Source organism: Agrobacterium albertimagni AOL15 (genome assembly GCF_000300855.1).
Lineage (GTDB): Bacteria > Pseudomonadota > Alphaproteobacteria > Rhizobiales > Rhizobiaceae > Allorhizobium > Allorhizobium albertimagni.
Genome location: NZ_ALJF01000013.1, coordinates 320,268 through 345,579 on the forward strand (window position 1 = coordinate 320,268; position 25,312 = coordinate 345,579).

At 61.4% G+C, this 25,312-nt stretch carries 25 protein-coding genes; 5 read left to right on the forward strand and 20 right to left on the reverse strand.

Features of this window, described 5'->3' with window-relative positions:
• Window positions 1-7: 7 nt before the first annotated feature.
• The 6 genes from rsmA to lptF form a co-directional block, all read right to left on the reverse strand.
• Complete coding sequence (gene rsmA, locus QWE_RS17230) at window positions 8-835, reverse strand: 16S rRNA (adenine(1518)-N(6)/adenine(1519)-N(6))-dimethyltransferase RsmA (protein ID WP_006727447.1); 828 nt, start codon at window positions 833-835, stop codon at window positions 8-10.
• The gene (gene pdxA / locus QWE_RS17235) at window positions 835-1,857 is read right to left on the reverse strand and encodes a 4-hydroxythreonine-4-phosphate dehydrogenase PdxA (protein WP_006727448.1); all 1,023 of its coding nucleotides are present in this window, start codon (window positions 1,855-1,857) and stop codon (window positions 835-837) included. The genes rsmA and pdxA overlap by 1 nt, the downstream gene beginning before the upstream one ends.
• 18 nt (window positions 1,858-1,875) lie before the next feature.
• On the reverse strand, window positions 1,876-2,820 hold the full coding sequence (locus tag QWE_RS17240) for a SurA N-terminal domain-containing protein (protein ID WP_006727449.1): 945 nt from the start codon (window positions 2,818-2,820) through the stop codon (window positions 1,876-1,878).
• A 127-nt stretch (window positions 2,821-2,947) separates the two neighbouring features.
• Window positions 2,948-5,284, reverse strand: a complete 2,337-nt coding sequence (locus tag QWE_RS17245) for an LPS-assembly protein LptD (protein WP_040300460.1) — start codon at window positions 5,282-5,284, stop codon at window positions 2,948-2,950.
• A complete protein-coding gene (lptG, locus tag QWE_RS17250) occupies window positions 5,284-6,366 on the reverse strand; it encodes an LPS export ABC transporter permease LptG (protein ID WP_006727451.1) in 1,083 nt (360 codons plus the stop codon). The genes QWE_RS17245 and lptG overlap by 1 nt, the downstream gene beginning before the upstream one ends.
• A complete protein-coding gene (gene lptF, locus QWE_RS17255; RefSeq protein ID WP_006727452.1) occupies window positions 6,363-7,529 on the reverse strand; it encodes an LPS export ABC transporter permease LptF in 1,167 nt (388 codons plus the stop codon). Before lptF ends, lptG begins: the two co-directional genes overlap by 4 nt.
• A gap of 269 nt (window positions 7,530-7,798) precedes the next feature.
• On the opposite strand from lptF, the gene QWE_RS17260 reads away from it, so the two are divergent.
• Together QWE_RS17260 and QWE_RS17265 are read left to right on the forward strand one after the other, a co-directional pair.
• Entirely contained in the window at window positions 7,799-9,295 is a 1,497-nt protein-coding gene (locus QWE_RS17260; RefSeq protein ID WP_006727453.1) for a leucyl aminopeptidase, read from the forward strand.
• A gap of 17 nt (window positions 9,296-9,312) precedes the next feature.
• Window positions 9,313-9,762: a DNA polymerase III subunit chi gene (locus QWE_RS17265; protein WP_006727454.1), complete on the forward strand. Its 450-nt coding sequence runs from the start codon at window positions 9,313-9,315 to the stop codon at window positions 9,760-9,762.
• A 35-nt stretch (window positions 9,763-9,797) separates the two neighbouring features.
• Here the strand turns inward: QWE_RS17265 and QWE_RS17270 are convergent, their stop codons facing one another.
• From QWE_RS17270 to QWE_RS17295, 6 genes are all read right to left on the reverse strand, one after another.
• Complete coding sequence (locus QWE_RS17270) at window positions 9,798-11,861, reverse strand: prolyl oligopeptidase family serine peptidase (protein WP_006727455.1); 2,064 nt, start codon at window positions 11,859-11,861, stop codon at window positions 9,798-9,800.
• A gap of 36 nt (window positions 11,862-11,897) precedes the next feature.
• On the reverse strand, window positions 11,898-12,290 hold the full coding sequence (locus QWE_RS17275) for a type II toxin-antitoxin system VapC family toxin (protein ID WP_006727456.1): 393 nt from the start codon (window positions 12,288-12,290) through the stop codon (window positions 11,898-11,900).
• The gene (locus QWE_RS17280; protein ID WP_006727457.1) at window positions 12,290-12,535 is read right to left on the reverse strand and encodes a type II toxin-antitoxin system VapB family antitoxin; all 246 of its coding nucleotides are present in this window, start codon (window positions 12,533-12,535) and stop codon (window positions 12,290-12,292) included. Before QWE_RS17280 ends, QWE_RS17275 begins: the two co-directional genes overlap by 1 nt.
• Before the next feature lie 69 nt (window positions 12,536-12,604).
• Entirely contained in the window at window positions 12,605-14,494 is a 1,890-nt protein-coding gene (locus tag QWE_RS17285) for an ABC-F family ATP-binding cassette domain-containing protein (protein ID WP_006727458.1), read from the reverse strand.
• Window positions 14,495-14,554: 60 nt separating this feature from the next.
• Complete coding sequence (locus QWE_RS17290; RefSeq protein WP_040300573.1) at window positions 14,555-15,604, reverse strand: GGDEF domain-containing protein; 1,050 nt, start codon at window positions 15,602-15,604, stop codon at window positions 14,555-14,557.
• Window positions 15,605-15,728: 124 nt separating this feature from the next.
• Window positions 15,729-16,235, reverse strand: coding sequence for a DinB family protein (locus tag QWE_RS17295; RefSeq protein ID WP_006727460.1), 507 nt, complete (start codon window positions 16,233-16,235; stop codon window positions 15,729-15,731).
• 135 nt (window positions 16,236-16,370) lie between these two features.
• Here QWE_RS17295 and QWE_RS17300 point away from each other — a divergent pair, with 135 nt between their 5' ends.
• Window positions 16,371-17,054 (forward strand): glutathione S-transferase family protein, encoded by a 684-nt coding sequence (locus QWE_RS17300; protein ID WP_006727461.1) that lies wholly within the window; start codon window positions 16,371-16,373, stop codon window positions 17,052-17,054.
• 118 nt (window positions 17,055-17,172) lie between these two features.
• Window positions 17,173-17,595, forward strand: coding sequence for a nucleoside-diphosphate kinase (gene ndk, locus QWE_RS17305; RefSeq protein ID WP_006727462.1), 423 nt, complete (start codon window positions 17,173-17,175; stop codon window positions 17,593-17,595).
• A gap of 85 nt (window positions 17,596-17,680) precedes the next feature.
• On the opposite strand, the gene QWE_RS17310 is transcribed toward ndk, so the two are convergent.
• The 5 genes from QWE_RS17310 to QWE_RS17330 all read right to left on the reverse strand — a co-directional run bounded on the left by QWE_RS17310 (window position 17,681) and on the right by QWE_RS17330 (window position 21,918).
• A complete protein-coding gene (locus QWE_RS17310) occupies window positions 17,681-18,148 on the reverse strand; it encodes a molybdenum cofactor biosynthesis protein MoaE (protein ID WP_006727463.1) in 468 nt (155 codons plus the stop codon).
• Window positions 18,149-18,176: 28 nt separating this feature from the next.
• Window positions 18,177-18,431, reverse strand: coding sequence for a molybdopterin converting factor subunit 1 (gene moaD / locus QWE_RS17315; RefSeq protein ID WP_006727464.1), 255 nt, complete (start codon window positions 18,429-18,431; stop codon window positions 18,177-18,179).
• A gap of 1 nt (window position 18,432) precedes the next feature.
• A complete protein-coding gene (gene pgsA, locus QWE_RS17320) occupies window positions 18,433-19,014 on the reverse strand; it encodes a CDP-diacylglycerol--glycerol-3-phosphate 3-phosphatidyltransferase (RefSeq protein ID WP_006727465.1) in 582 nt (193 codons plus the stop codon).
• Between the two features lie 121 nt (window positions 19,015-19,135).
• Window positions 19,136-21,163 carry an excinuclease ABC subunit UvrC gene (gene uvrC, locus QWE_RS17325; RefSeq protein ID WP_006727466.1) on the reverse strand — a complete coding sequence of 676 codons (2,028 nt, stop codon included), beginning with the start codon at window positions 21,161-21,163 and terminating at the stop codon, window positions 19,136-19,138.
• The gene (locus QWE_RS17330; RefSeq protein ID WP_006727467.1) at window positions 21,160-21,918 is read right to left on the reverse strand and encodes an SDR family oxidoreductase; all 759 of its coding nucleotides are present in this window, start codon (window positions 21,916-21,918) and stop codon (window positions 21,160-21,162) included. The genes uvrC and QWE_RS17330 overlap by 4 nt, the downstream gene beginning before the upstream one ends.
• A 364-nt stretch (window positions 21,919-22,282) precedes the next feature.
• Here QWE_RS17330 and QWE_RS17335 point away from each other — a divergent pair, with 364 nt between their 5' ends.
• Window positions 22,283-22,945, forward strand: a complete 663-nt coding sequence (locus QWE_RS17335; protein ID WP_006727468.1) for an outer membrane protein — start codon at window positions 22,283-22,285, stop codon at window positions 22,943-22,945.
• A 76-nt stretch (window positions 22,946-23,021) separates the two neighbouring features.
• On the opposite strand, the gene QWE_RS17340 is transcribed toward QWE_RS17335, so the two are convergent.
• The 3 genes from QWE_RS17340 to QWE_RS17350 are packed head-to-tail and all read right to left on the reverse strand — an operon-like array spanning window position 23,022 to window position 25,290.
• Window positions 23,022-23,618 carry a glutathione S-transferase family protein gene (locus QWE_RS17340; protein WP_006727469.1) on the reverse strand — a complete coding sequence of 199 codons (597 nt, stop codon included), beginning with the start codon at window positions 23,616-23,618 and terminating at the stop codon, window positions 23,022-23,024.
• Between the two features lie 28 nt (window positions 23,619-23,646).
• Entirely contained in the window at window positions 23,647-24,408 is a 762-nt protein-coding gene (locus tag QWE_RS17345) for a ribonuclease T2 family protein (protein WP_006727470.1), read from the reverse strand.
• A gap of 18 nt (window positions 24,409-24,426) precedes the next feature.
• Window positions 24,427-25,290 (reverse strand): 23S rRNA (adenine(2030)-N(6))-methyltransferase RlmJ, encoded by an 864-nt coding sequence (locus QWE_RS17350; protein ID WP_006727471.1) that lies wholly within the window; start codon window positions 25,288-25,290, stop codon window positions 24,427-24,429.
• Window positions 25,291-25,312 lie beyond the last annotated feature (22 nt).

Here is a 25,312-nt window from a genome sequence, read left to right on the forward strand (position 1 = left end):
CGCGTCCTCAGAGCAGATTGGCGATCCGACAAAACTCCTCGACGCTGAGCGTTTCCGCCCGGCGTTGAGGATTGATCTCGGCACGGGCGAGCAAGGCTTCGCCGCCGATCGGCTTGAGGCTCTGGCGCAGCATCTTGCGGCGCTGACCGAAAGCAACCTGGGTTACCTTCTCCAGCTTGTCCGGATCACAGGGCAGGGGCTTTTCGATCGGCACCAGATGGACCACGGTCGAGGTCACCTTGGGTGGCGGCGTGAAGGCTTGCGGTGGGATGTCGAAGGCCATGTGCGCCTCCGTTCGCCAGCCGCAGAGCACGCCGAGCCTGCCATAGTGGTTGTCGTCCTCGCGCGCCACGATCCGCTGCCCGACTTCCTTCTGGAACATCAGCGTCAGGGACTGCCAGAAGGGCGGCCATTGGCCGGGCAACAGCCAGTTCACCAGCAACTGCGTGCCGACATTGTAAGGCAGGTTCGCGATGATCTTGACCGGCTCGCCCGGGGCGACGCTCGCAAAATCGGTCTTCAGCGCATCACCTTCGATCACCTCGAGGCGACCGGGATAATGGTCGGCAATCTCCTGGAGAGCCGGCAGGCAACGCGGATCACGCTCGATCGCAATGACCTTCTTTGCGCCAAGCGCAAGGATCGCTCGGGTCAGGCCGCCCGGACCCGGCCCAACCTCGATCACCGTCACCCCTTCGAGCGAACCGGCATTGCGGGCCACCTTTTGGGTCAGGTTCAGGTCGAGGATAAAGTTCTGTCCGAGTGCCTTCTTGGCATCGAGGCCATGACGCCCGATCACGTCGCGCAGCGGTGGCAGTCCGTCGAGCGCGGCCATCAGTGGGATGTATCCTTGTCCTGCGCCATGCGATCGGCCATCCGCAAGGCTGCGACGAGGCTGGTCTCCTTGGCAAAACCGCTGCCCGCGAGGCCGAAGGCCGTCCCGTGATCGGGTGAGGTACGGATCAAGGGAAGCCCGAGCGTCACGTTGACGCTGTCGTCGAAGCCGAGTGCCTTGGCCGGAATCAGTGCCTGGTCGTGATACATGCAGATCGCCACATCATAGCGGCTGCGTGCATCGTCGTGGAACATGGTGTCGGCGGGCAGGGGGCCGAAGCCATCGATGCCATCGTCGCGCAGGCGGCGGATCGCCGGATGGATGATGTCGTCGTCCTCATGGCCGATCGCGCCATTCTCGCCCGCATGTGGATTGAGGCCGGCAATCGCTAGCCGTGGGGAGGCGATCCCGAACCGATCAGCGAGATCCTTCGCGACGATCCGGCAGGTGTCAACGATCAGGTCTTCCGTCAGCGCGCCCGGTACATCTTTCAGCGGAATATGGATGGTCACCGGGACGGCCTTGAGCTTCGGGCCTGCAAGCATCATGACCGGCATGACGGAACCACCCTTTGCCCGCGCCGCGAGATCGGCGAGAAACTCGGTATGTCCGGGAAAACCGAAGCCGGCTTCGTAAAGCACGGATTTTGCGATCGGATTGGTGACGACTGCACGCACATCACCTGCGAGGCAAAGCGCAACGGCTGTCTCTATGGCTGCGATCGTGCCGCGGGCATTCGCCACATGCGGCTTGCCAGCCAAGACGTCGACGCCGGTGGGAATGGGGAGAACCGGAAGTGCCCGGGCGAAGACGCCGCTTACATGCGCCGCATCCGACGCCTCGACGGCAATTTCGAGTTCCAGCTGGCGGGCCCGGACCTTCAGGACCTCGGGATCGCCGATATAGAGGAACGGCGGGAGTGCCAGTTCATCCCGTTTCAGCCACGCCTGAAGAGCGATATCCGGCCCGATACCGGCCGGATCGCCCTGGCTGAGCGCCAGCGGAAGGACGCCATTGGTCATGGATCGGCCTTTCGAGGCTTATTGCATTACGATCTGTGCCTTCGAGCGCAGTTCTTCCAGGTATTTGTCGGAATTCGGGTTCTCGCCCTGCTGTTCCTTGCCGAGATCCTCGGCGCGGAAGACGACCTCTGCCGCAACATCGTCGGAAACCTGACGTTGGTTGCAGATGGCGAGATACTCGACGCCACGCTCCGTCACGCGGGTTGCCGTCGTGCCCCCCTTTGCCTTTTCGACCAGCGGCTTCCATTCCGGCGGCATTTCGGGCTCGAGAACGCGGCCGAGATTGCGGATCGACACATCGAGATAGTTCTTGGCGAATTCCATCGCCTGATCGCAGCCCGGGAAGGAGGCGCGCGACTTTTCGGCTTCCGCCTTGCGCTTGCCGACAATGCCCTTCTTCGAGGCAGGCACGACGAAGATCACCTGCTTCAGGAAGTATTCCGTCGTCACCGGCTTCTCTTTGTTTTCCAGAAGACGGGTCACGAGATCCTGGTTCGACAAACGGCCACGTGCGCCTGCGCCGTAACGCGCGTTCACGAGGCGCGGCCAGCTCATGGAGACGGCGATGAAGGACTTGAAGTGGGCAGCACCCACGCCCGCCTGATCGAGCACGGAATTGAGCTGCGATACGGACATCTTGTTCGATGACGCAAAGCGTTCGAACGAGGCATCGACATCCGCCGTGCTGACGGACATGCCGACGCGCGCGATTTCCTCGCGCTTCAGCGTTTCGTTCACGAGCTCTTCGCGGGCGATCTGCTGGAGATTGCCGCTGCGACGCTGCAGCCTTAGGAAGGCCACGCGGCGCGCGACGTCAGCGCTGGTGATCGCGGTCTTGTTGACAACGGCTGCCACCGATGTTGCTGCCTGAGCCGGCGCAAAGATTGGCGTCGGGCTGACGCTCAAGGACAGCGCGATGACGCCGGCGAGCAGCAGACCGGTGCCTTTTTTTGCATGAGCCATCTGTCATCCTTTCTCCGAACTGCAGAAGTCTGCTCCGGACTTAGATCATGTAACGGATTTTAGAACCGCCGCACGGATTGCACAATCCATGCGGCGAAACAATGACCTGCATCGCAGCGGTTTGGCCTCACTGGAAGGAGGTGTCGCTGAGATTGATCTCTCCGAGGGTGCGGAACACCAGCTTTCCACCGATCGTCCAGTCGTTCGCGGTCTCGGCATTCGGGTCGTACTTGTCCGAATAGGCGATCGAGAAGACCGTGCATTCGTCGGCATAGGAGATGCCAACACTGCGGCGGTTGAACTTGTCGGCATCGATGTCGTAGTTCACCGAGCCAAACACCGACCAATTCTCAGTGACCTTCACGGTCGTGGAGCTGGTGACCGTCTGGTTGTCGTTGATGAAAGAGTAGGCCGGGCGAGCGTCAACCTGGGTAAATGTCAGGCTGGTTTCAAACCGGTCCTGAGCATAGGTCGCGTTAACGTCGGTACGGCGGATATCGAGCGTTTCCTCGTCGAGCCGAACACCGGCACTCAGCGACAGACCAATCGGCAGTTCGAAGCCAGCCGATGCGACGTAGTCGGAGACGTCAGTCTCAAGGCCGGAATCGGAGCCCACGGCCAGCAGGTCCTGTGTCGCATAGGAGTTCAGGCCTGCCAGATGGTAGGACTGGCCGATGACAGCACGAACACCGATCCCGTTGTCGAAGCTGCCAGTGTAGCGCATGCCGACATTGGCGCGCGTGCCGCCCTCGACACGGTCAAAACCGGAAAACTTGTTGCGCGAGAAGAGGTTGCTCGCATCGAACACTAGGCTCTGCGCGTCTTCGTTCGGCAACTGGCCAGCATAGCCCTCGTTGTTGCGGGCATAGATCTGCGCGATCGGCTCGATGATATGCGAGCTGTTCGCAGTCGTGATCAGCCAGGGGTAGCGGGCTTCGATACCGGCGGTCAGCAAATAGCGGGCAGGCGCGTCGTTGCTGGTGTAGCCGCCGGTGTAGTTGCCGGGCGCGTCCATGGCGAGGCCATATACATCGCCGCGCGCAGCCAGGAGAGGCGTGATCTGCAAGCCGCCCGGACCGTCGTAGGTGCGTTCCCATTCGAGCTCGCCCGTCAGGCGGTTCATATTGCCCTTGAGTCCTCGATAAACATCGAATGCGCCGTCCCTGTTGGTGTCGGCGAACTCACTCGAGAAGCGCGACAGGGAGGTGAAGTTCAATGTGCCCGACAACTGGCCGCCGGCGACCAGTTCGGGGGCGTAGTAGCTGTAGTCGATGACCGGCAGGACGGTCGCCTGCTTCTTTTCAGCCGTATTGTTCAGGTCGGCGTCCTGAACGTCGAAGTAATAGCCGCGCATGTCGAAGAAATTGCGTTCGCCGACACCGGTCAGATAGACGACATTGGTGTTCGTCGAGGCGTTGAGGCCTTCGATGCCGTAGGTACGTGCGAAGTTGTTGTCGCTCTGCACCATGACATCCCAGCCGAATGCCCAGCGCGGATTGATCTTGAACTCGCCCTTGGACGCGATGAGGCCGCGCGCGTCACGCTCGGCGTCACTCGTACCGGCGGTGAATTCGTCGGTATTCATCTGGCTGATGCCGGCGATCCGGATGTTGGCCTGCCCCTTCTCGAAGCGCTGGCGAACCTCTGCTTCGAGCAGCACGCCTTGCGAGCTGAAGCCTGTCGTCGTAATCGTTGCATCGCGATCCGGCGCGATGGCAATATAGTAGGGGACCGCAATGCCGAAGCCGACGTTTTCGCCCGACCGGAACTGCGGGAACAGGAAGCCCGACTTCCGCTTGACGGTATTATCAGGCACCTCGATGAAAGGCAGCGTCACAAGCGACTTGCCGAACAGTTCGAAACGCGCCCTTTCGAGGCGGACGGTCTTTTTGGTGCCGTCCTGCACCACGCGTTCCGCTTTCACCTGCCAGAGCGGCGGACGAGAGGGGTTTTCCGCGCAGGGAAGACATGCCGTGTACACGCCCTTGTGCAGAATCATCTGCGTGCCGCCGACGCGTTGAGCGCTTTCGGCAACCAGTCGGGTGTTATCGGTGCTCTCGACGCGCAAGGCACGCAGGAAGCCGTCGGAGAAATTGTCGGTGACATCGAGCGAATCCGCATAGATGCGGTTGCCGGTCGGCTCGACCAGCTCGATATTGCCCGCCGCTGTGACGCGGCCCGTTTTCTGGTCGTATACGACCTGACGGGCCACCATCTGGTAGCCGGCATAATTGATCTGCACCGCACCGTTCGCGACCACGCGCTCGGCATCACGGTCATAAACGAGTTCATTGGCTGCCAGAAGCAGCTTCGCGTCATCAGGGACGTTGCCTGCCATCGACGCTGAGTCGGACAGGCTCTGCGCATGCACGAGAGGCGCGGTGGGCGCCATAGCGCACACAGCGACACTGGTCAGCAGGGCTACTGAGAGCCTCCTGATATTCCCGCGGTCTTTTACCGCCACTAACCATCCTCCTTGTGAAGCAGAATCGTTGCCCCCAGTGCCATGGCTACGACAACTGGGACCCAGGCCGCAACATATGGCGGCATGACGCCGCTGCTTCCGAATGCTCTAACGAGCACAGAGACAACATAAAGCACGAAGCCTGACAATATTCCACCGAGAATCACCGTTCTCGATTGGTTGATACGGCTGAATTTCAGCGAAACGGTTGCTGCAATCAGCGTCATTGCAATCATCAGGAATGGCAGGGAAAGCAGCGAATGAAACTGCGTTTCCAGCGCATGAGGTGCGATCCCGAAGGATCGGGCAACTTCAATTTTCTGAAAAAGATCATAAAAAGCAACGCTTTCCGGTCGGGCAAGGCGCTGCTGAACGAATTCCTCGTTGAGGTTGGTCGCAACCCGCGCCTCGGCGAGTCGCGTCTGGATTTCTCCCGGACGTGTCTCGAGAACGTCGGTAAGCATCCAGTAACCATCTTTCAAAGAAGCCGTGCGTGCATCCTGACGCAGCACGATGCGTCCGTCCTGGTCGAAATGCAGCAGAACGGCGTCGACGAGCAGCGTGCCATCCTCAAGGACGGCGCGCGCACCGAGCGCCACGTCATTGCCGCCGCTCGACTGGCGAAGCCACGGAATCGGTGCAGGTTTCGCGCTGCCGGCCGTTTCACGCCACTTCGTCTCGATTTCGGTGCCCTGACGTTCACCCCAGGCGGCGAGGGGATTGATCACCAGCGTCGTCGTCAGGCCGATCAGGGTGGCGCCGGTCAGGAATGGCGCCATGAACTGCCAGACGGAAATGCCCGCCGCCCGCGCGACGACCAGTTCCGACTTGCGGTTGAGGCTGATCAAGGTTGCCATGCCGACAAAGAGGCCGATGAACGGCACCGTCTGCTGCAGGATCAGAGGCAGCCGCAAGGCCGTGAGGTAAAGCACGCCGGTCACGGAATAGCCCGGCAGGTTGTCGTAGCGCCCAGAGGTTTCCGTGAAGTCGATGAGATAAGTGATCGAGATGACGCCGAGGAAGAACCAAAGCGACGTCATCATGTAGCGACGGAAGAAATAAAGCCCGAGGGTCCAGATCATGCCGCGCCCCCGGTGCTTGCGCCCAGACGCTTCTGCGTCAGCGTGATCGCCTTGCTCACGAGCGTGGATATAGCACGCGGCAATCGCGGACTGCGGTTGGTCGCAAGCATGAAGGCAGCGACCGCGCCGCTGCCAAGCGGTACCAGATATTGCAGGGGCACGAAGGCTGCGGATGTTTCCACCAACGAGGTGACGTAGTTCGACGCCCAGAAGATGGTGAGCGACATCAATAGCGCCGAGGCCATGGGATGCAATCGCGCCTCACGGTGGGACCGCGCATCACCGCAGATCATCAGACTGATCAAAGCAAAGACCAGCGGGAAGAAGGCCGCGCTGATGCGCCGGTGAAGCTCGGCCGTGAAGTCGTTGGGATTGCTGACATAGCGCTCGTCGAGCGGATCGGGATCCATCAGATAGGACAGGTCGCGATCCTTGGCGCCGAAGCGGGCCTGACCGCGTTCCTCCGAGAGATCCGAAAGATCGAAGGCATAGCGGTCGAAGCGGATGACGGTCACATCGCCGTTTGGCGCTTTGCGCTGCACTTCGCCATCCTGCATGACCAGCGCCTTGCCGGTCTCTTCGACCGCACCCTCGCGGGCATAATAGATGAGCTCGGACGCCGGGTCACGGGAATCGGCAACCAGCAGTCCCTTCATCTTGCGGCCTGCCTGCCGCTCGGAAATCTGCACGTAAAGCCCGGGCTCGATCTGACGGAAGGTCTTTTCCTCGATGACCGAAGAGAGAAGATCGGCATAGGCGGTCGCGATCATGGTCCGCACATTGACGCGCATCGCCGGCTCGACGAAGCCGAGCATGACCAGCGAGAAAATGCTGAGGCCGCCGGCCAGCATCAGGAGCGGACGCTGGATCGTTCGTCTCGGTGCTCCGGCGGCATCGATGACCGCAAGCTCCGAATCGTTGTTCATCGTGGTCAGCGTATGGGTGATACCGATGACCAGCGCGAAGGGCAGGACGGTCGCGATGATGGTCGGCAGGATCATCGTCGCCAGCAGCATGAAGGACCCGACCGACTGGCCACTGTCGGTGACGAGGTTGATACGTCGCAATACCTGCGTCGTCCAGATGATCGCCAGCACCGGCAAAAGCGCTGTCGTGAACATCAGGACGACCCGCCGCAGGATGTATTGTTCGAGTATCTTCATAGGGTTCCCTTGCAGGCGCGACACGCAGACGTCGCGCCGAGGATTGGCGTTCTCTACAATGCTTGCGGCATTTTGGCGACCGAGGGATGGCAATTTCCCCGGCTTCCTGATCCTGTTTTTTCTTTCACCGCGATAAATCGGACACGCTGGCGCGCCCATGGCCGCAATCGGGGGATTGGATGAGGAATGCCCGGTCAAACTCTTGCCATCGTTCGCGAAAAGACCATGATCCTCACAAGTCTTCTCATCACGTATCCAGGATGCCCTTCATGTCGCTGAAACTCGCCGTCTCTTTCGCCAAGTCCCAAGCCGCAACGGAAGGCCTTGCCATTCTGTTGACGACATCAGGCGCCGACAAGCCGGCTGGGGCTGCTGAAGCGGATCCGGCGGGCATCTATGCCCGTGCGGCGAAGTCCGGCAAGTTCACCGGCAAGTCCCTCTCGACCCTGGATATCGTCGCCCCGCACGGCTCGACGCTCGACCGTCTGGTCGTTCTCGGTCTCGGCAAGGGCGACAGCCTGTCCGAGCATGATTGGTTGAAGGCAGGGGGCGTTGCCACGGCGGCGGTGAAGGGGGCTGAGACAGTCACCGTATACGTCGATGTCCCTGGACTTCAGGTCTCGCCGAAGGCCGTCGCCGATTTCGCGCTGGGAATGCTGCTTCGGGCCTACAAGTTCGACACCTACAAGACCAAGAAGAAGTCGGAAGACGAGGAAGACAAGGCCGAAAAGACGGTAAAGGTGACGATCGTCACCGCTGAGGCCTCGGCCGCCAAGAAGGCCTTTGCCGAAGCGGAAGCAATTGCCGACGGCGTGATCCTCGCCCGCAACCTCGTCAATGAGCCTGCCAATGTGCTGGGTCCGCTCGAATTCTCAGCCAAGGCGAAAGAGCTCGAAAAGCTCGGCGTCGAGGTCGAGATCCTGACGGAAAAAGAGATGAAGAAGCTCGGCATGGGCGCACTTCTCGGCGTCGCCCAGGGCTCGGTGCGTCCGCCGCGCCTCGTTGTGATGCAGTGGAAGGGCGCCAAGTCGAAGGACAAGCCCATCGCCTTCATCGGTAAGGGCGTGGTTTTCGACACCGGCGGCATCTCGATCAAGCCGGCAGGCGGCATGGAGGACATGAAGGGTGATATGGGCGGTGCTGCTGCCGTCGCGGGCTTGATGCATGTGCTTGCCGCCCGCAAGGCGAAGGTCAATGCCATCGGCATCCTCGGCCTTGTCGAAAACATGCCCGACGGCAATGCCCAGCGCCCGGGCGATATCGTGACATCGATGTCGGGTCAGACGATCGAGGTGATCAACACCGATGCGGAAGGCCGCCTCGTGCTTTGCGACGCCCTCTGGTATTGCAACGATCGTTTCCAGCCAGCCTTCATGATCAACCTGGCGACGCTGACCGGGGCCATCGGCGTAGCCCTCGGCAGTGTGCATGCCGGACTTTTCTCGAATGACGACGCACTGTCTGAGAAGCTTCTCGCTGCGGGCCTGACGACCAACGAGCGCCTGTGGCGTATGCCGCTCGGCAAGGAGTATGACAAGCTGATCGACTCCAAGTTCGCTGACATGAAGAACACCGGCGGCCGTCAGGCAGGCTCGATCACGGCGGCTCAGTTCCTGAAGCGCTTCGTCAAGGACACGCCCTGGGCCCATCTCGACATTGCCAGCACTGCGATGGGTTCACCCAATGACGAGATCAACCAGTCCTGGGGTTCGGGCTATGGCGTACGCCTGCTCGATGAACTCGTTCGCGCGCATTACGAATCCTGATGGGGGTGCCTGCCTCGGTGGCCGATGTTCTCTTCTACCATCTGACGGAATCGAAGCTGGAAGACGCGCTCCCGCCGCTCCTCGAAAAGAGCGTCGAGCGCGGCTGGCGCGTGGCCGTCCAGACCCGTGACCCCGAACGGCGGGATGCGCTCGATGCGCATCTCTGGACCTATCGGGACGAGAGTTTTCTGCCACATGGCACGGAGGACGGCGCCTCGCCGGATCGCCAGCCGGTGCTGCTGACGACGGGTACCGAAAACATCAACCAGGCGAGCGTGCGCTTCCTGGTCGATGGCGCCGAGCCGCCGGATGAACTGCCCTACGATCGCGTCGTGTTCGTGTTCGACGGTTACGACACGGAACAGCTCGAGGGTGCCCGCTCGCAATGGAAACGGCTGAAGAGCCAGGGTCACACGCTGACCTACTGGCAACAGAGCCCCGAGGGGCGCTGGGAGAAGAAGGCCTGATTGGGGCGCCGGTTCAGCGGCGCCCTTTCTCGATATCAGGCTTTCATGATCGTCTGGCGCAAGAAGCTGTAGCCCATGGCGGTCCGTCGCGCCATTTCCGCCGAGTTGCCGGCCCCGCCATGACCGCCGGAACCGTATTCATGGAAGAGGGGCAGGTGTCCGGCCTCTTCCAGCCGCATCGCAAAGCGCCGCGCATGCGACGGATGCACCCGGTCGTCATTGCTGGAGCTTTCGATATAGACTGGCGGATAGGCTTGGTCCGATGCCGGCTTAACCTGATGCAGGGGTGAGTAGCCGAGGAGATAGGCGCGGTCTTCCTCGTCGTCCGGATTGCCGTATTCGTCCATCCAGGCCCGCCCGGCGGGGAAGAGATGGAAGCGGGTCATGTCGAGCACCGGAACCCGGCACCAGACGGCGCCGAAATCATCAGGATATCGCGTCAGCATGACCCCGGTTAGCAGGCCGCCATTGCTGCCGCCTGTGCAGGCGATCCGCGACGGATTGGTATAGCCGCGCTTCACCAGATCACGGGCGATCGCGACAAAGTCTTCATATGCCTTGTGCCGGCCGTGACGCTTTACGGGTGTGTGCCACTCCGGCCCCAGTTCTGAGCCGCCGCGGATATAGGCCTGCACATAGGCGCCACCCTGTTCCAGAAACCGGCCTGTGGTCCCGGAATAATGCGGCGCAAGCGACGCGGCAAACCCGCCATAACCGTAGATCAGAACCGGAAGCTGGCCCTTCGTCCACGCCTTCGGCAGCACCAGATGATAGGGCACCTTCGTACCATCCTTCGACGTGGCTTCCAGAAGTTCGCTGCTCATGCCCTCAGCGTCGAAAAAGGCGGGCGATGTTTCCTGCGGCACCAGGGCAAGCGGTTCCTTGGCGGGGTTGCGGTCCTGATCGGAAAGGGCGAGCGCATAGCGGGTCGGCGGCACCAGGAAGCCGGAGCCGATCACGTGGAGCGTATCGTCTCCCAGATGCAGGTCGGCATGGAGCGGCGTGAAATAGAGCGCCTCGATGCCGGCTGGCAGCTCGATCCGCTGAGGCACGGCGTCTTCTTGCGTCAGATCGAGTGCATAGAGTTCGGGCGAGAGGCGATCATCGACGGTGTAGATCGCCCAGTGGCGGAGCAGGGTGAAGTGATGCACCGCGCGACCCGGTGAAGGCTCAACCAGAACGCGCCGCTTTGGCGCCAGAGGTTCAGAATCGAACGGTGTCAGCGCCTGCAGGACGAGGCTGCCGGACGCCACCTGCTCGTCGCTCTTCGCCAGCCAGAGGATGTGGCTGTGATTGATGTCGAAGCCGATTTCCCGTGGCAACGGCAGCCGGCGCGCAACGCCATCGGCGTCCTCGACATGGAGGCTGAGCTTGCCGATCTCGTGGTTCGCCATGAACACCCGGATCTGTCGCGTGTCGGGCCCTGTGTGGCCGCCTAGTTCGGGATCGATGATAAAGCCATAGCCGGTGACGTCGCTCGGTGCGGCTTCGAACAGAATCTCCGCCTCTGCAGGCTCTTCGCCCCGACGCAATCGCCGTCCGACCCTTGGCCAGCCGGATTGCGTCGCGGAGAAGGCATCGATCGAACCGAAATAAGCGATTTCATCAGCACTGAGCCAGGACGCCTGCGCCCGGACCGCAGGCGTGTCGAAACCGCCGTCCACCAGCCGTTTGGTTTCGAGATCGAACTCGAGAAAACGCGTGAGGTCGGAGCCGCCGTCGGACAGGCGCAGCAGAACGCGCGTCGGCTCGAACGGGCAGGTGACACAGCCGCCGAAGATCCAGCGTTTCCCGTCTCGGGTACAGAAAGCATCGACATCGAACACCGTATCCCAGGCTGCATCGGCCCGCGGCGCATCCTTCGCCGGCAGTCTGCGCAGGACGCCGAGCGGATTGTCCCGGGAACGATTGAAGTCGAACAGCCAGTCGCCGCGCCGCGTGGGCACGATCAGCCTGTCCTGGCGCTCCATCATGGACCGCAGCGCCTCGGCGTCGGCCTCCATTTCAGGTGTCGCCAGTGCTTTGTCGGAACGCGCGTTCCGTGCAGAAACGAAGGCCAGCGTCTGCGGATCGTCGTCCTTTTCGAGAAAGAGATCCATGGCGCTGCTCCTGTGTCATGTCTTGCAATGGTGTGATCAGGCGAGATCGGTGCGACGGAAGTCATCGCCCACATAGAGAAGGGGTGCACCGGAAGCCTTGGCGCCTGCATAGGAAAAGCAGTCGCCGAAATTGAGGCGGGCCGGATGGCGCCCCTTGCCATAACGCGAAAAGGCGCCGATGGCGGCAAGCGCTGTCTCGCGCGTAGCGGGAAGGATTTCGGCGTCAAGCTCGGCGAGGAAATCGAGGACGAGCGCGGCCGCATCATCGACTGCGATCTGGCGCTTGCCGGCGAGAACGGTGGTTGCCTCGAAAACCACCGTCGGTGATACGAAGTAACGGGCTTGCGGGTTGGCCAAGGCCATTGCGACCCGGTCGAATTCCGGCCCGTCCATGAAATACTCGATGATCGCCGATGTATCGAGAAACATCAGTCATCGTCCCACATTTCGTCCAGGAATGCCTTCTCGTCAAAATTGGGATCGACTTCTCCCATGCCCTGGTAGCGCTGCTTGATTTTTTCCAGCCGCTCGGCGAGCGGCGGCCGCTGCTCTTCCGCTTCGACCACGCGCTCGAGCGCCTGGCGGATGGCATCCGTCTTGGTCGGGGCTTTCAGGATCTTCTGCGCCTGTTCGGCGAGCTGGTTCACTCTTTCATCACGCACATAGAGTGGCATGGCTTCACCTCGTGAATATACGCTCTAAAGATAGTGTATATTCAAAGGTTCAACAAGGAAGGCCGAGCTTCAGCCGGCCATGCCCTCTTCGTATTCGGCGGAAAGCTCAAGCCATTGCTCTTCCGCTGCCGAAAGCTTCGCCGCCGCTTCTCCGCGCTGCTTGGCCTTCTCGGCCGCCTTGGCTGGTGCCTTCTCATAGAGAGCCGGATCGGCAAGTTCCTTGTCGAGCGACTGAATCAAAGTCTCCAGCTTCTTCGTCAAGGCCTCGACTTCATTGATCTTTTTCTTCAGCGGCGCGAGGCTCGCGCGCCTGTCGGCCGCCGCCTTGCGCTGCTCTGCCTTGTTGACGGTATCAGCGCCGCTGTCGCCCTTGTCCTTCTCCACCGGCTTCTTGCCCGACGCAATGATCAGCGAGCGATACTCTTCCATGTCGCCGTCGAAACTGGTGACGGTGCCATTGTTGACAAGCCAGAGCCGGTCCACGGTCGCCTCGATCAAATGGCGATCATGGGAAATCAGGATGACGGCGCCCTCATAGTCGTTGAGCGCCTCGATCAGCGCCTTGCGGCTATCGATGTCGAGGTGGTTGGTCGGTTCGTCGAGGATGAGCAGGTTTGGCGCATGAAAGGCGGCAAGCCCCATCAGAAGGCGGGCTTTCTCGCCACCCGAGAGATCCTTGGCGGCCGTGTCCATCTTTTCTGTCGCAAGCCCCATCTGCGCAACACGGGCGCGGACCTTGGCCTCCGGCTCCTGGCTCATCAGCCGGCGAACATGATCGACCGGGCTCTCGTTCGGGATGAGGTCGTCCAGCTGATGCTGCGCGAAGAAGCCGATCTTCAGGCTCGCGGCCGTCTTCAGCTGGCCACCCTGCGCTTCCAGTCGGCCGGAAATGAACTTGGCGAAGGTCGACTTGCCGTTGCCGTTCGAACCGAGCAGGGCGATGCGGTCATCGTTGTCGATCCTGAGATTGAGGTTTTTCAGGATCGGCTTGCCGGGTTCGTAACCGACTACGCCGCCCGAGATCGCGACGATCGGGGAGGCCGGCTGCTTCTCGGGCTTCGGGAAGGTGATCGGATGAACATGGTCCTCGATCACGGCCGCAACCGTTCCCATGCGCTCCAGCGCCTTGATGCGGCTCTGGGCCTGCTTGGCCTTGGTTGCCTTGGCGCGGAAGCGGTCGATGAAGCTCTGCAGATGTTTGCGGGCGGCGTCGTTCTTCGCCTTGGCCTTCATCTGCAATTCGTCATTCTCGGCCTTTTGCCGCTCGAAGCTGTCATAGCCGCCGCGATAGAAGGTCAGCTTTTTCTGGTCGAGATGGACAATCGAATTGACCGCCGTATTCAGGAGATCCCGGTCGTGGCTGATGATGATGACGGTATGCGGATAGCGCCGCACATAATCCTCGAGCCAGAGCGTGCCTTCGAGATCGAGATAGTTGGTCGGCTCGTCGAGCAGCAGCAGATCGGGCTCGGCAAACAGCACCGAGGCGAGCGCCACGCGCATGCGCCAGCCGCCGGAAAATGACGAGGCCGGGCGCAACTGCGCCTCGTGGTCGAAGCCGAGGCCCGAGAGGATGGTCGCTGCCCGCGCTTCCGCCGAATGCGCGCCGATATCGGCAAGCCGTGTCTGGATCTCGGCGATGCGATGCGGATCCGTCGCCGTCTCGGCTTCGGCGAGCAGGGCCGATCGCTCCTTGTCGGCGGCAAGCACGATGGAGATCAGCGAGTCTTCCGTTCCCGACGCTTCCTGCGCCACCTGGCCGATGCGGGCATTCTTCGGGATCGAGATCGAGCCGCTTTCCGACGCGAGATCGCCGGTGATAATGCGAAACAGCGTCGACTTGCCCGCGCCGTTCTTGCCCACGAGCCCGGCCTTGGTGCCGGCCGGCAGGGAAACGCTGGCATGGTCGATGAGCAGGCGTCCGGCGATGCGGGCGGAGATATCGGAGATCGTGATCATGGCTCTGGCTTTTGGCCGATGTCACGGCCAAAGGCAAGCGGGCGGGCAGGGCGCTGCGCGTTACGCGACCTGGCGGGGTCCCGGTTTGTAACCGATGATCGGCTGGCGCGGATTTTGCCGGGCCAGCATGGTCGCTGTCTTTGCGATCGCGAGCCATGCAGCGGAATCGGCAGCTTCATGCGCCATGGCATGACCGATGGCGAGTGGCAGGCCGCCGACATCGTGCGATGTCTCGGATGCGAAGACGAGATTGTTCTCCGCCGTTGTGAACAGACGTTCGGCGATGATATGCGCCTCGTCAGCATTGATGCCCTGGAAGACGAAGGCAAAAGTATCCGCCTCGATGCGGGCAATGAAGTCGTGCTTCTTGATCGCCTTGCGGAAGATCGTCGCGAGCCCACGGATCAGCTTGCTCACCGCCTCGTCGCCGTATTGGTGCTGCAGGCCGGCAAGATCGACGATTTCGATCAGAACAAGTGCGCTCGGCTTGGCCGGTGAAGCATCTGCATGCACCTCGTCGAGGGTCTGAAAGAGGCTGATCCGGTTGGCAAGCCCCGTCAACTGGTCGCGCTTCATGGCCGCCTGAGCTGCACGCATGGCGCGATCTGCGCTCTCAAGACTTTCCAGTCCGTGGGAGACCTGTGACGACAGCGCCGTTTCCGCCTTGACCATGTCGCCCGCGATCGAAGCCAGCAGTTCGAGCTCTCCGAGTAACTGATCGATGCCGACGGACACGTCTTCCCGAATCGAACGAATGACGCTTTCCACCGAATGGGTGAAAGCCCGCTTCTGTGTCAGGCCGAGCGACAGATGATCGCTTAGCATGCTGAGCGTCTTCAGCGTTTCTTCCTGAAGTCGCTCGGTGGAAACGCCACAATGCCCGGGCAGGCGATGTTTGAGGCCAAGCTGGTCGAGAGCGGATTGCGCAGGCCGCGGCCCCAGGGTTGCAAGCTCGCGCGCAAGATCAGAATTGCCACCGGTGAAGGCTGCATGGACTAGCTCGTAATTGCGGGGGAGCCCGGCGATCTGGTGCTTCAGCATGAAAACCGAGATCTTCTGCAGCTCCTCGCTCGCGCCCTGCGCTGTTCCCCTGTTCTGTGCCCCGTGCATCGTTCGATCCCGCTTGCCGCCCTGTGTGCGCGCACTCTCCATCTCAATACTTGCAGATTCGGTTAAGCCCTTTGGCTGTGAGCGAGACTTGGTTAGCCGGATCTGAATACGCAGCTCCTCGCGATCAAAGGTAAGCCTTCCCCTCACTGCGGACGAAATAGATCAGGTCGAGGCTGAGGCTCGGCTTGCCCAGTGTGGTCAAGCCCGCATGCACTTGGCCGCGATGATGGGTCTGGTGATTGAAGAAATGCGTGAGCGCCGGCCAGAGCTTGTGGCTCACGCGCTCCGGCGAGGTGACAGGTGTGTAGGTGAAGTCGCGGTCCAACTGCTCCGCCGTCAGGCCTTCGATGTAGCGGACGATCCGCACATCGTCGTCCGCCCGTGCCGCCATCAGATCCTTGAAGTCGTCATAGGGCCTCTCGTCGAGGGCCACGGGCTTCGGGCCTTCGCCGGTAAAGCGGTTCAGCCAGACCCGGTCGGCAGTCAGGATATGGCTGAGGGTCCCAAAGATCGATCCGAAGAAGGCCCCGGTATCGCGGTGAAGCTCTTCCGCCGACAATTCTGCTGCAGCGGCGTAGACGAGCCTGTTGGCCCAGGCATTGTAGTCCGCGAGCATCTGATAGTTCTGCATGGTGCACTCCTGATTATGGTCCGGCCCGCAGTCTAGCGGGCTTCGACCGAAATGGGGGTGATGGGTTCCATGAAAAATGCTGATTTGCATCCAGCCCCGGGATCGGCTTGTCTGGCGCAAAATCAGGAGAACCCGATGACGATGACCCTTTACTCGCTGTGCGGCGCCGATGCCGCGCGTCCTTTCTCGCCCCATTGCTGGAAGGTCGTGATGGCCCTCCACCACAAGGGACTGGACTTCGAAGAGCGGCCGCTCGCCTTCACGGCGATCCCGACTGTCGAGGGCGGGTTCTCCAAAACGGTCCCGATTTTTCGGGACGGCCAGGAACTGATCTCCGACAGCTTTCGGATCGCGCTCTATCTGGAGGAGGCCTATCCCGAACAGCCGAGCCTGTTCGGCGGGCAGGGCGGTGTCGCCGCGGCGCGCTTGGTGGAGGGCTATTCGCAGCATGTGGTCCACGGCGCGATCACGAAGATCGCCCTCGTCGACATCCACGACATGCTCGCGCCCACCGACCAGGCCTATTTTCGCAAGAGCCGGGAAGAGCGGCTCGGACGCAGCTTCGAGGAGATGGCCGCCGGTCGCGACGCCGCGATTGCCGCCTTGCCGGCAGCGCTCCAGCCACTCCGCCACATGCTGGCTTTCCATCCTTTTGTCGGTGGCGCAACCCCGCTCTTCGGCGACTACATCCTCTTCGGTGCGCTGCAATGGCTGAGGATCACCACCGGTGCCATCCACCTGCCGGCGGATGATCCCGTGAGCCGCTGGTTCGAGCGCTGCCTCGAACTCCATGACGGCGTCGCCCGTGCGGTTGCCTGACAGGGCAAAAACCGGCCGATTGTGACGTCGTCGTGAAATTGTCGAACCCCTCTTGTCTTCGTGATTCGGGGCGGGTAGATACCGCCCACTTTCCCTGACAGACAAAAGGATGAGACAGATGGCGATTGAACGCACCTTCTCGATGATCAAGCCCGACGCCACCAAGCGCAACCTGACCGGCGCCATCACCAAGGTCTTCGAAGACAACGGCCTGCGCGTCGTCGCTTCCAAGCGCGTATGGATGAGCCAGCGCGAAGCCGAAGGCTTTTACGCCGTTCACAAGGAACGCCCTTTCTTCGGCGAACTGGTTGAAGGCATGACCTCGGGCCCGACCGTCGTTCAGGTTCTCGAAGGCGAAAACGCCATCCTGAAGAACCGCGAAATCATGGGCGCGACCAACCCGGCCAATGCTGACGAAGGCACCATCCGCAAGATGTTCGCCCTCTCGATCGGCGAAAACTCGGTTCACGGTTCGGACGCTCCGGAAACCGCTGCCCAGGAAATCAAGTACTGGTTCGCCGACACCGAAATCGTCGGCTGAATCAGGTCCTGAGGCGAAGGTCTTAAGACACTGGAAGAATTGAAGAACCGGGGCCGAAAGGCTCCGGTTTTTTGATGCGGGTCGGCTACCGGCTCCAGCGATCCCGTGCCGTATCGTCGGCATCCTTGGCCGCGACCCAGTCGCCGCTCGACCCATCCTGGCTGTGTTCCTTCTTCCAGAATGGTGCTGAGGTCTTCAGGAAATCCATGACGAAATTGGCGCCGTCGAAGGCCGCCTGACGATGGGGGGCGGCGGCAATGACGAGGACGATCTGTTCTCCCGCCTCGATCCGCCCGAAGCGGTGGATGGCGGTGAGCCCCAGCAGCGAGAAGCGATCGATCGCAAGTTCCGCGATCCGGGTCATCTCTGTTTCCGCCATCCCGGGATAATGCTCGAGTTCCAGCGCCGAAAGTGTGCCCGCCTCGTCGCGGCAGAGACCGACGAAGGAGACGATGGCGCCGATATCCTTGCGGTCGGCTGTCAAGCCGCGCGATTCTGCAGCGGCATCGAAATCGTCCCGCTGCACGCGGATGGTGGGGGTGGGCCTGGCCATCACGGCTTGTCCTCCAGCGGGATGCCTCTCAGCCACCGGTCATCGGCGGAAAGATCCCGATCTCACGGGCGCCAGCAATCAGTTCGTTATGCTCTACATGCTCCTGATTGATCGCTACACGGATGGCCTTGGGGAAGCGCAGTACTTCCTCATAGCCCTCTCCGAGCGTTGCAAGCCAGGAAACCAGATCGCCGGCCGTCTTCACTTCCGCCGGGATTTCCAGTTCTTCCTCACCCTTGCCGATCCGTTCGCGAACCCAGGCGAAGTAGACGAGCTTCACCATCTCAATCCACCATGTGCTTGGCGCCGGCGCGGAAATAGTCGTAGCCGGTATAGATGGTCAGGATGGCGGCGATCCAGAGCAGCGTGATGCCGGCCTCCGTCGTATAGGGCAGCACCTTGTCGCCCGCGGGACCGGCGAGCAGGAAGGCGAGCGCGAACATCTGTGCCGTCGTCTTCCACTTGGCGATCTGGGTCACCGGCACGGACACTTTCAGCGCCGCCAGATATTCACGCAGCCCGGAGACCAGGATCTCGCGGCACAGAATGGTGATGGCAGCCCAGAGCGACCAGCCCGCGATCGTGCCATCCGCTGCCATCAAGAGCAGCACGGAGGCGATCAGCAGCTTGTCGGCGATCGGATCCAGCATCTTGCCGATATTCGATGTCTGGTTCCAGATGCGGGCCAGATAGCCGTCGAGATAGTCGGTGATCGAGGCAACGACAAAGATCGTCAATGCCGACCAGCGGGCAAAGTCGGAGCTCTGCAGGCGACCTTCCAGGAAGAAGCAGACGACGATCAGCGGCACGGCCAGGATGCGGGCGTAGGTGAGGAGATTGGGGATGTTGTATGCGCGCGAAGCCATGATGCCCTGTCTTTGAAGTCTGGTGCTCTAAGTGATGTGATGGGTTTCCGTCGGGGCCGTCAACTCAAGAATTCTGAACCGTCTGTATCATCATCTCGACCCCGGATGCGTCGTTTCCGTGTCAGTCACCGCTGCTTTCGTGAAAATGGTTGTAGATCAGCCGCGCCGCGGCTTCCGAAATGCCCTCGACCGCCATCAGGTCGCTGACCGCCGCCCGGGACACGGCCTTGGCAGTGCCGAAGTGCTGCAGCAGCGCCCGCTTGCGCGTCGGGCCGATGCCGGAGATTTCGTCGAGCGGGTTCTTGACCATTTCCTTCTTGCGCCGCGCCCGGTGCGAGCCGATCGCAAACCGATGCGCCTCGTCGCGCATGCGCTGGATGAAGTAGAGGACCGGGTCGCGCGGCGGGAGCGTGAAGTCCGGCTTGCCCTCGACGAAGAAGCGCTCGCGGCCCGCATCGCGGTCGACGCCCTTGGCAACGCCGATGGCGATCACGCTGTCGGTGATGTCGAGATCGGCAAGGATCTTGCGGACTGCCGACATCTGGCCCTGGCCACCGTCGATCAGGATCACATCCGGCCAGGCAGGGAAGGGGGTGTCCGCACTGTCCTCAGGCGACACACTGCGGTCCGGCTTGCCCTCTTCCTTCAGCAGGCGCGAGAAGCGGCGGGTCATCACTTCGCGCATCATGCCGAAGTCGTCGCCCGGCGTGATGTCGGTCGATTTGATGTTGAACTTGCGGTACTGCCCCTTCACGAAGCCTTCCGGCCCGGCGACGACCATGCCGCCGACGGCATTGGTACCCATGATGTGCGAGTTGTCATAGATCTCGATCCGGCGCGGCACGTAAGGCAGCTGGAACGTCTCGGCGAGACCTGCGAGCAGCCGTGACTGCGAGGCGGTCTCCGCCAGCTTCCGCCCATGGGCTTCGCGCGCATTCGAATTCACATGATCGACGAGATCCCTCTTTTCGCCCCGCTGCGGCACGCTGATCGCCACCTTGTGGGCGGCCTTTTCGGAAAGCGCAGTCGCCAGCAGGTCCTGTTCCTCGACCTCTTCGGAAAGCAGGATCAGACGGGGCACCGGCTTGTCGTCATAGAACTGCGCGAGGAAGGAGTTGAGCACTTCGGCCGCGCTGAGCTGCGGATCGGCTTTCGGGAAATAGGCCTGATTGCCCCAATTCTGACTGGCGCGGAAAAAGAACACCTGAATACAGGACAGCCCGCCTTCATGGTGGATGGCGAAGACATCAGCCTCATCCACGCCGGCAGGGTTGATGCCCTGATGGCTCTGGACATGGCTGAGGCCCGCAAGCCGGTCGCGAAAAACGGCGGCGCGCTCGAAGTCGAGATCCTCGGCGGCCTCGTTCATCGCACGCGCCATGGCTTCCTTGACGTTCTGGCTCTTGCCCGACAGGAAGTCCTTCGCCTCGCGCACCAGGCCGGCATAATCCGGGTCGCTGATCTCATGCGTGCATGGGCCCGAACAGCGCTTGATTTGATAGAGCAGGCAGGGTCGGGTCCGGCTTTCGAAGACACTGTCGGTGCAGGTGCGTAGAAGGAAGGCGCGCTGCAGGGAGTTGATCGTACGGCCGACCGCACTCGCCGAAGCAAAGGGCCCGAAATAGTCGCCCTTGCGGGCACGCGCCCCGCGATGCTTGTAGATGGCAGGCGACCGGGTGTCTCCGGTGATTAGGATGTAAGGAAAGCTCTTGTCGTCGCGCAAAAGCACGTTGAAGCGCGGACGCAACCGTTTGATGAGGTTGGCTTCGAGCAGCAGCGCCTCGACCTCGGTCCGGGTCGTGACGAATTCCATGTGCACGGTGTCCCGCACCATGCGCGAAAGGCGGTTCGAATGCACGCGGCCCTGGGCGTAGTTGCTCACGCGCTTCTTCAGGCTGCGCGCCTTGCCGACATACATGACCTCGCGGTCCTTGTTCAGCATCCGGTAGACGCCGGGCGCATTCGGCAGCCGCTTGACGAATTCGCCGATCAGTTCGGCGCCCGTCAGACCCGTTTCGTCGAGGCCGTCGACATGCCAGTCGATCTCTACGCCGGGGCGGGAGGCTCCCACCTCGACCGCAACTTCGTCGTCATCGTCTTCCGTGCCATCATAGAGAATGCCGCCGTCGGGCAGCTTTCCTCCATTCATTCATTGATCTCCGTGCCGTGCCAAATCAGATGCTGGCCCCCATCCAAGGCGATCATTTGGCCGGTGATCGACGGCGTGTCAAAAAGAAAGCGGATCGTACGCCCGAATTCGTCGAGCGACGGGCCGCGTTTCAGCGGAAGGCTGTCCACCTGCGCCTGGAAATCTTCCGGTCGCTGTCGCTCCGAAATCAAGGTGGGGCCGGGGCCGATCGCATTCACCCGCACCCGCGGCGAGAAGGCCTGGGCGAGTGTCTGGGTGGCTGTCCAGAGCGTGGCCTTGGAAAGCGTATAGGAAAAGAAAGTTGGCTTCAGCGCCAGCACGCGCTGGTCGATGATGTTGACGATCAGGCCAGAGCGATCCTCAGGCAGCGCCTTGATGAGCGCGCCGCTCAATATGGCCGGAGCCCGGACATGCAGATTGAAGTGGCGGTCGAAGATTTCCGGATCGAAATCGACGGCAGAGTCGTCTTCGAAGATCGAGGCATTGTTGACGAGCAGCCCGACAGGTCCGAATTCGGCCTCGGCCTGCGAAATCAGAGATCCGGTCTCGAAAATGTTACCAAGGTCCGCCTTCAGCGCAATGGCGCGTTTTCCCTCGGATCGCAAGTCGCGGGCCACCGCCTCTGCCGCATCCAGCGAACCGTTCGCATGCAATGCCACGGCAAAACCATGGGCGGCCAAGTCTTCGGCGATGGCGCGGCCAAGTCGTTTTGCGGATCCGGTGACCAAAGCCACCTTCGGGATGCCGTTTTGCATCTGTCTTACCTTGTTCTGTCAATGATGTTGCGCTGCATATATGGCGCCAGCGCGATATTTAAACGGGGCATATCTGAAACTTCCTGCGGTCTTTGCTTGGTGGCGTCTGCGTATAGCGTAAGTATAATTTTATGAAATCTTCAGTAAATATCGTAAACCATTTGTTATGGTTAACGAATCGTTTGTGTCTTTTAAGCAACGTCCCGATTTGGTCATGGCTGCGCCACAAAGAATTCACATTTCCGCTCTTTCATTTCCTCAATTTCTATTCATCTAGACAGTCGGAACGGACAGATTACCCACTAACGTTCAGGCCGCCGTTGGTTCTTAGTGAAGAGCGGCCGGGAACCGAAAGGAGACTAACATGCGTACCCTCAAGATCATGCTTCTGGCATCCGCCACTTCCGTCGCAGCTTTCGCCGCCCAGGCAGCCGACGCCATCTACCAGGCACCGGAAGCCCCGATGGCGACCGAATCCTACTCTGCACCGGCCGGCAACTGGTCGGGTGCCTATGTCGGTGGTGGTCTGACCTACGACTTCGGCAAGTTCACCGGTTCGGACAACGGCCGTGACGCCAAGGACCTCGGCGGCACCCTCTACGGTGGTTACAACATGCAGAACGGCTCGATCGTTTACGGTGCTGAAGCTGACATCAGCTACGCCGGTGAAGACGGTTCGGCCGGTACAGCACCGGGCGTCGCTGGCACTCTCAAGGGCACCCAGGGCGTCAACGGCTCGGTCCGTGGTCGCGTCGGTTACGACCTGAACCCCTTCATGGTCTACGGTACGGCTGGTCTGGCTGTTGCCAACCACGAACTGGAAGGCGGCGGCACCAACGACGAGAAGCTGGCAGCCGGTTACACGGTTGGCGCCGGTGTCGAAACCTTCGTCACCGACAACATCACGGCTCGCGTCGAATATCGCTACAGCGACTATCAGAAGCGCGACTTCAACCTCGGTGGTTCGACCATTTCCCGTGGCTTCGACGACCACTCGGTCAAGGTCGGCATGGGCGTGAAGTTCTGATCCAAGCGATCGAGAATGAAAGAAAAGCCGGGGCATCGCCCCGGCTTTTCTGATTCTGCTGGAAAGCGGTAGCAGGTCAGGCTTTCGGCCTGAGGGCCGGGTAGGGCTCGAAATGCTTGGCGAATTTTGCCGGCCATTCGGTGAGCGCTGCACGTCCGTTTTCCCATTCGCCCGGGAAGCGCAGCATCAGGTAGCCGAGAGTGGATGCCAGCGCGAAATGACCGCCATGCAGCTTTTTGCCTATCTTCGGCAGGTGTTTGTCGAGGTGATCGAGGCTGCGATTGATCTTCGCCCATTGCCTGTCGATCACATCCTGGCTGACGAGTTCCGGCGGCCGGAAGCGCTTCTCGTAGACGATGGCGAGCAGGCAGTCGGCGATGCCGTCTGCCAGGGCTTCGAGCACATCCGCTTCAGTCCGCTTCTCGTCCTTCTTCGGGTAGAGACGCTTGTCGGACAGGCGGTGCAGATATTGCATGATCGCCCGGCTGTCGAAGATGGCCGTGCCATCGTCGGTGATCAGCGTCGGTATCTTGCCGAGCGGATTGGCATCGACGAGTTCCGGCGGGTTTTCCGCCGTGTTGACCCTGACCTCTTCCAGCTCGATACCGAGATGGCGGGCGGCCATGCGGACCTTGGACGAATAGGGAGAGGCGGGCGCGAAGAGCAGCTTCATGATGGTTTCCTGTGGCTCTCGTGGCGAGTTAACGCGTAGGCGAGATCGTGATCTCGGACCGGCGGCAGGATCGACTGTCGACCTCAGGACAGGCGCGGAAGCCAAGCGACCGGTCGAGGCAGATCCTGACTTCGTCGACTCTCTCCCTATCACAGGTCACGGCGACTGCCGAGCGGGTGAGCCCCGGATTGCTGCGGATGAAAGCGGCTTCGACGGCCTGCGGTGATGTCCGGCTTTCCCTGGAGACTGTGGCGAGTTCCGGCGGAATGCGAATGCGCTCATGGGCCTCGCGAACCAGCTTGAAATAGTCCTGCATGCCAAGCCCCGAACAGGAGCCATGTTTGCGCCACTGATGGCCGATTAGCCCCATACTCGGCATGATGTCGATAACGGTTCGCCCGATCCGCTCGGGCACGCGGCTGCCCTCAGGTGTGGGGCAATTCTCCGGCCAGCCCTTTTCGTTCTGCGGCCAAAGCCCGTGCACCACCCAACCGAAGTCTTTGGCCCCGCCGCATTGCTCGCGGTTGCGGCCGGCAGCTTCGCTGTCACAGAAGGTCGGCGACCAGGAAAGGGAGAGCACGTAGAAATCAAAGCCACTGCCTTGCGGGACCTCGCTCACGGCAGATGGATCCGACGGCTTTGCGTTGTCCTGGGAAGTCGAAGGCATCTCTGCCTGCGGAGAGGCTGGTGGCGAAGCCCGCTCGACCGGTGCATCGGACGGCAGGAAGCTGTAAACGGCTGCCGCCGCGATCATGAGGCCGAGGGCGATGAAGCCGGTATAGCGTCCCATGCGCTGCTCGGCTCCCGCTCAGTCTTCGCCGCGCAGCCAGAAGCAGCGATGCGATGCGTAACGATCCTGCGCCATCAGCCGCTTCAGTTCCGGCAGCACCAGATGCATCTCGTCCTTCAGCGTGAAGGGTGGATTGACGATGACGAGACCGGTGCCGGAAAGGCCGGTCTGTTCGCGGTCACTCTTTACGTGAAGCTCGGCGCAGAGCATTTTGGGGATCCCGAGCGCCTGCAGTGCCTCGTGGAATTCCTTGATCGGCGCGCCCTTCTTGATCGGATACCAGAGGCAGTAGACGCCGTTGGCAAAGCGGCGATGCGCCTTGGCGAGCCCGTCCACCAGCCGCTCATATTCGCCCTCGATCTCGAAGGGCGGATCGACCAGCACGATGCCGCGCTTTTCCTTCGGCGGCAGATGCGCATTCAGCGTCAGCCAGCCGTCGAGCTCTGTCACGCGCACCTGGAAGTCACCCTCGAACTGCCGGGCGAGCGCCCGAGCGTCCTCGGGATGCAGTTCCATCGCAGACAGCCTGTCCTGCGGGCGGAACAGGTCGCGCGAGAGTTTCGGCGATCCGGGATAGCGTGTCAGCAGTCCGCCGGCCTGGCGATCCGGGTTGAGCGCCTTCACCGCATCGAGATAGGGCGCCATGATCTCGGCCACCTTTTCCGGCAGCTCGGCATCGATCACCTTGCCGATGCCTTCAAGCCATTCGCCTGTCTTCTGCGCCTCCTCGGAGGAGAGGTCGTAAAGCCCGATGCCGGCATGGGTGTCGAGCACGCGAAACGCCTTGTCCTTCTGCTGCAGGTAGACGATCAGTCGCGAGAGCACGAGATGCTTCAGGACATCGGCAAAATTGCCCGCGTGATAGATGTGGCGATAATTCATGAAGGCTTCCGATGGCAGTGAT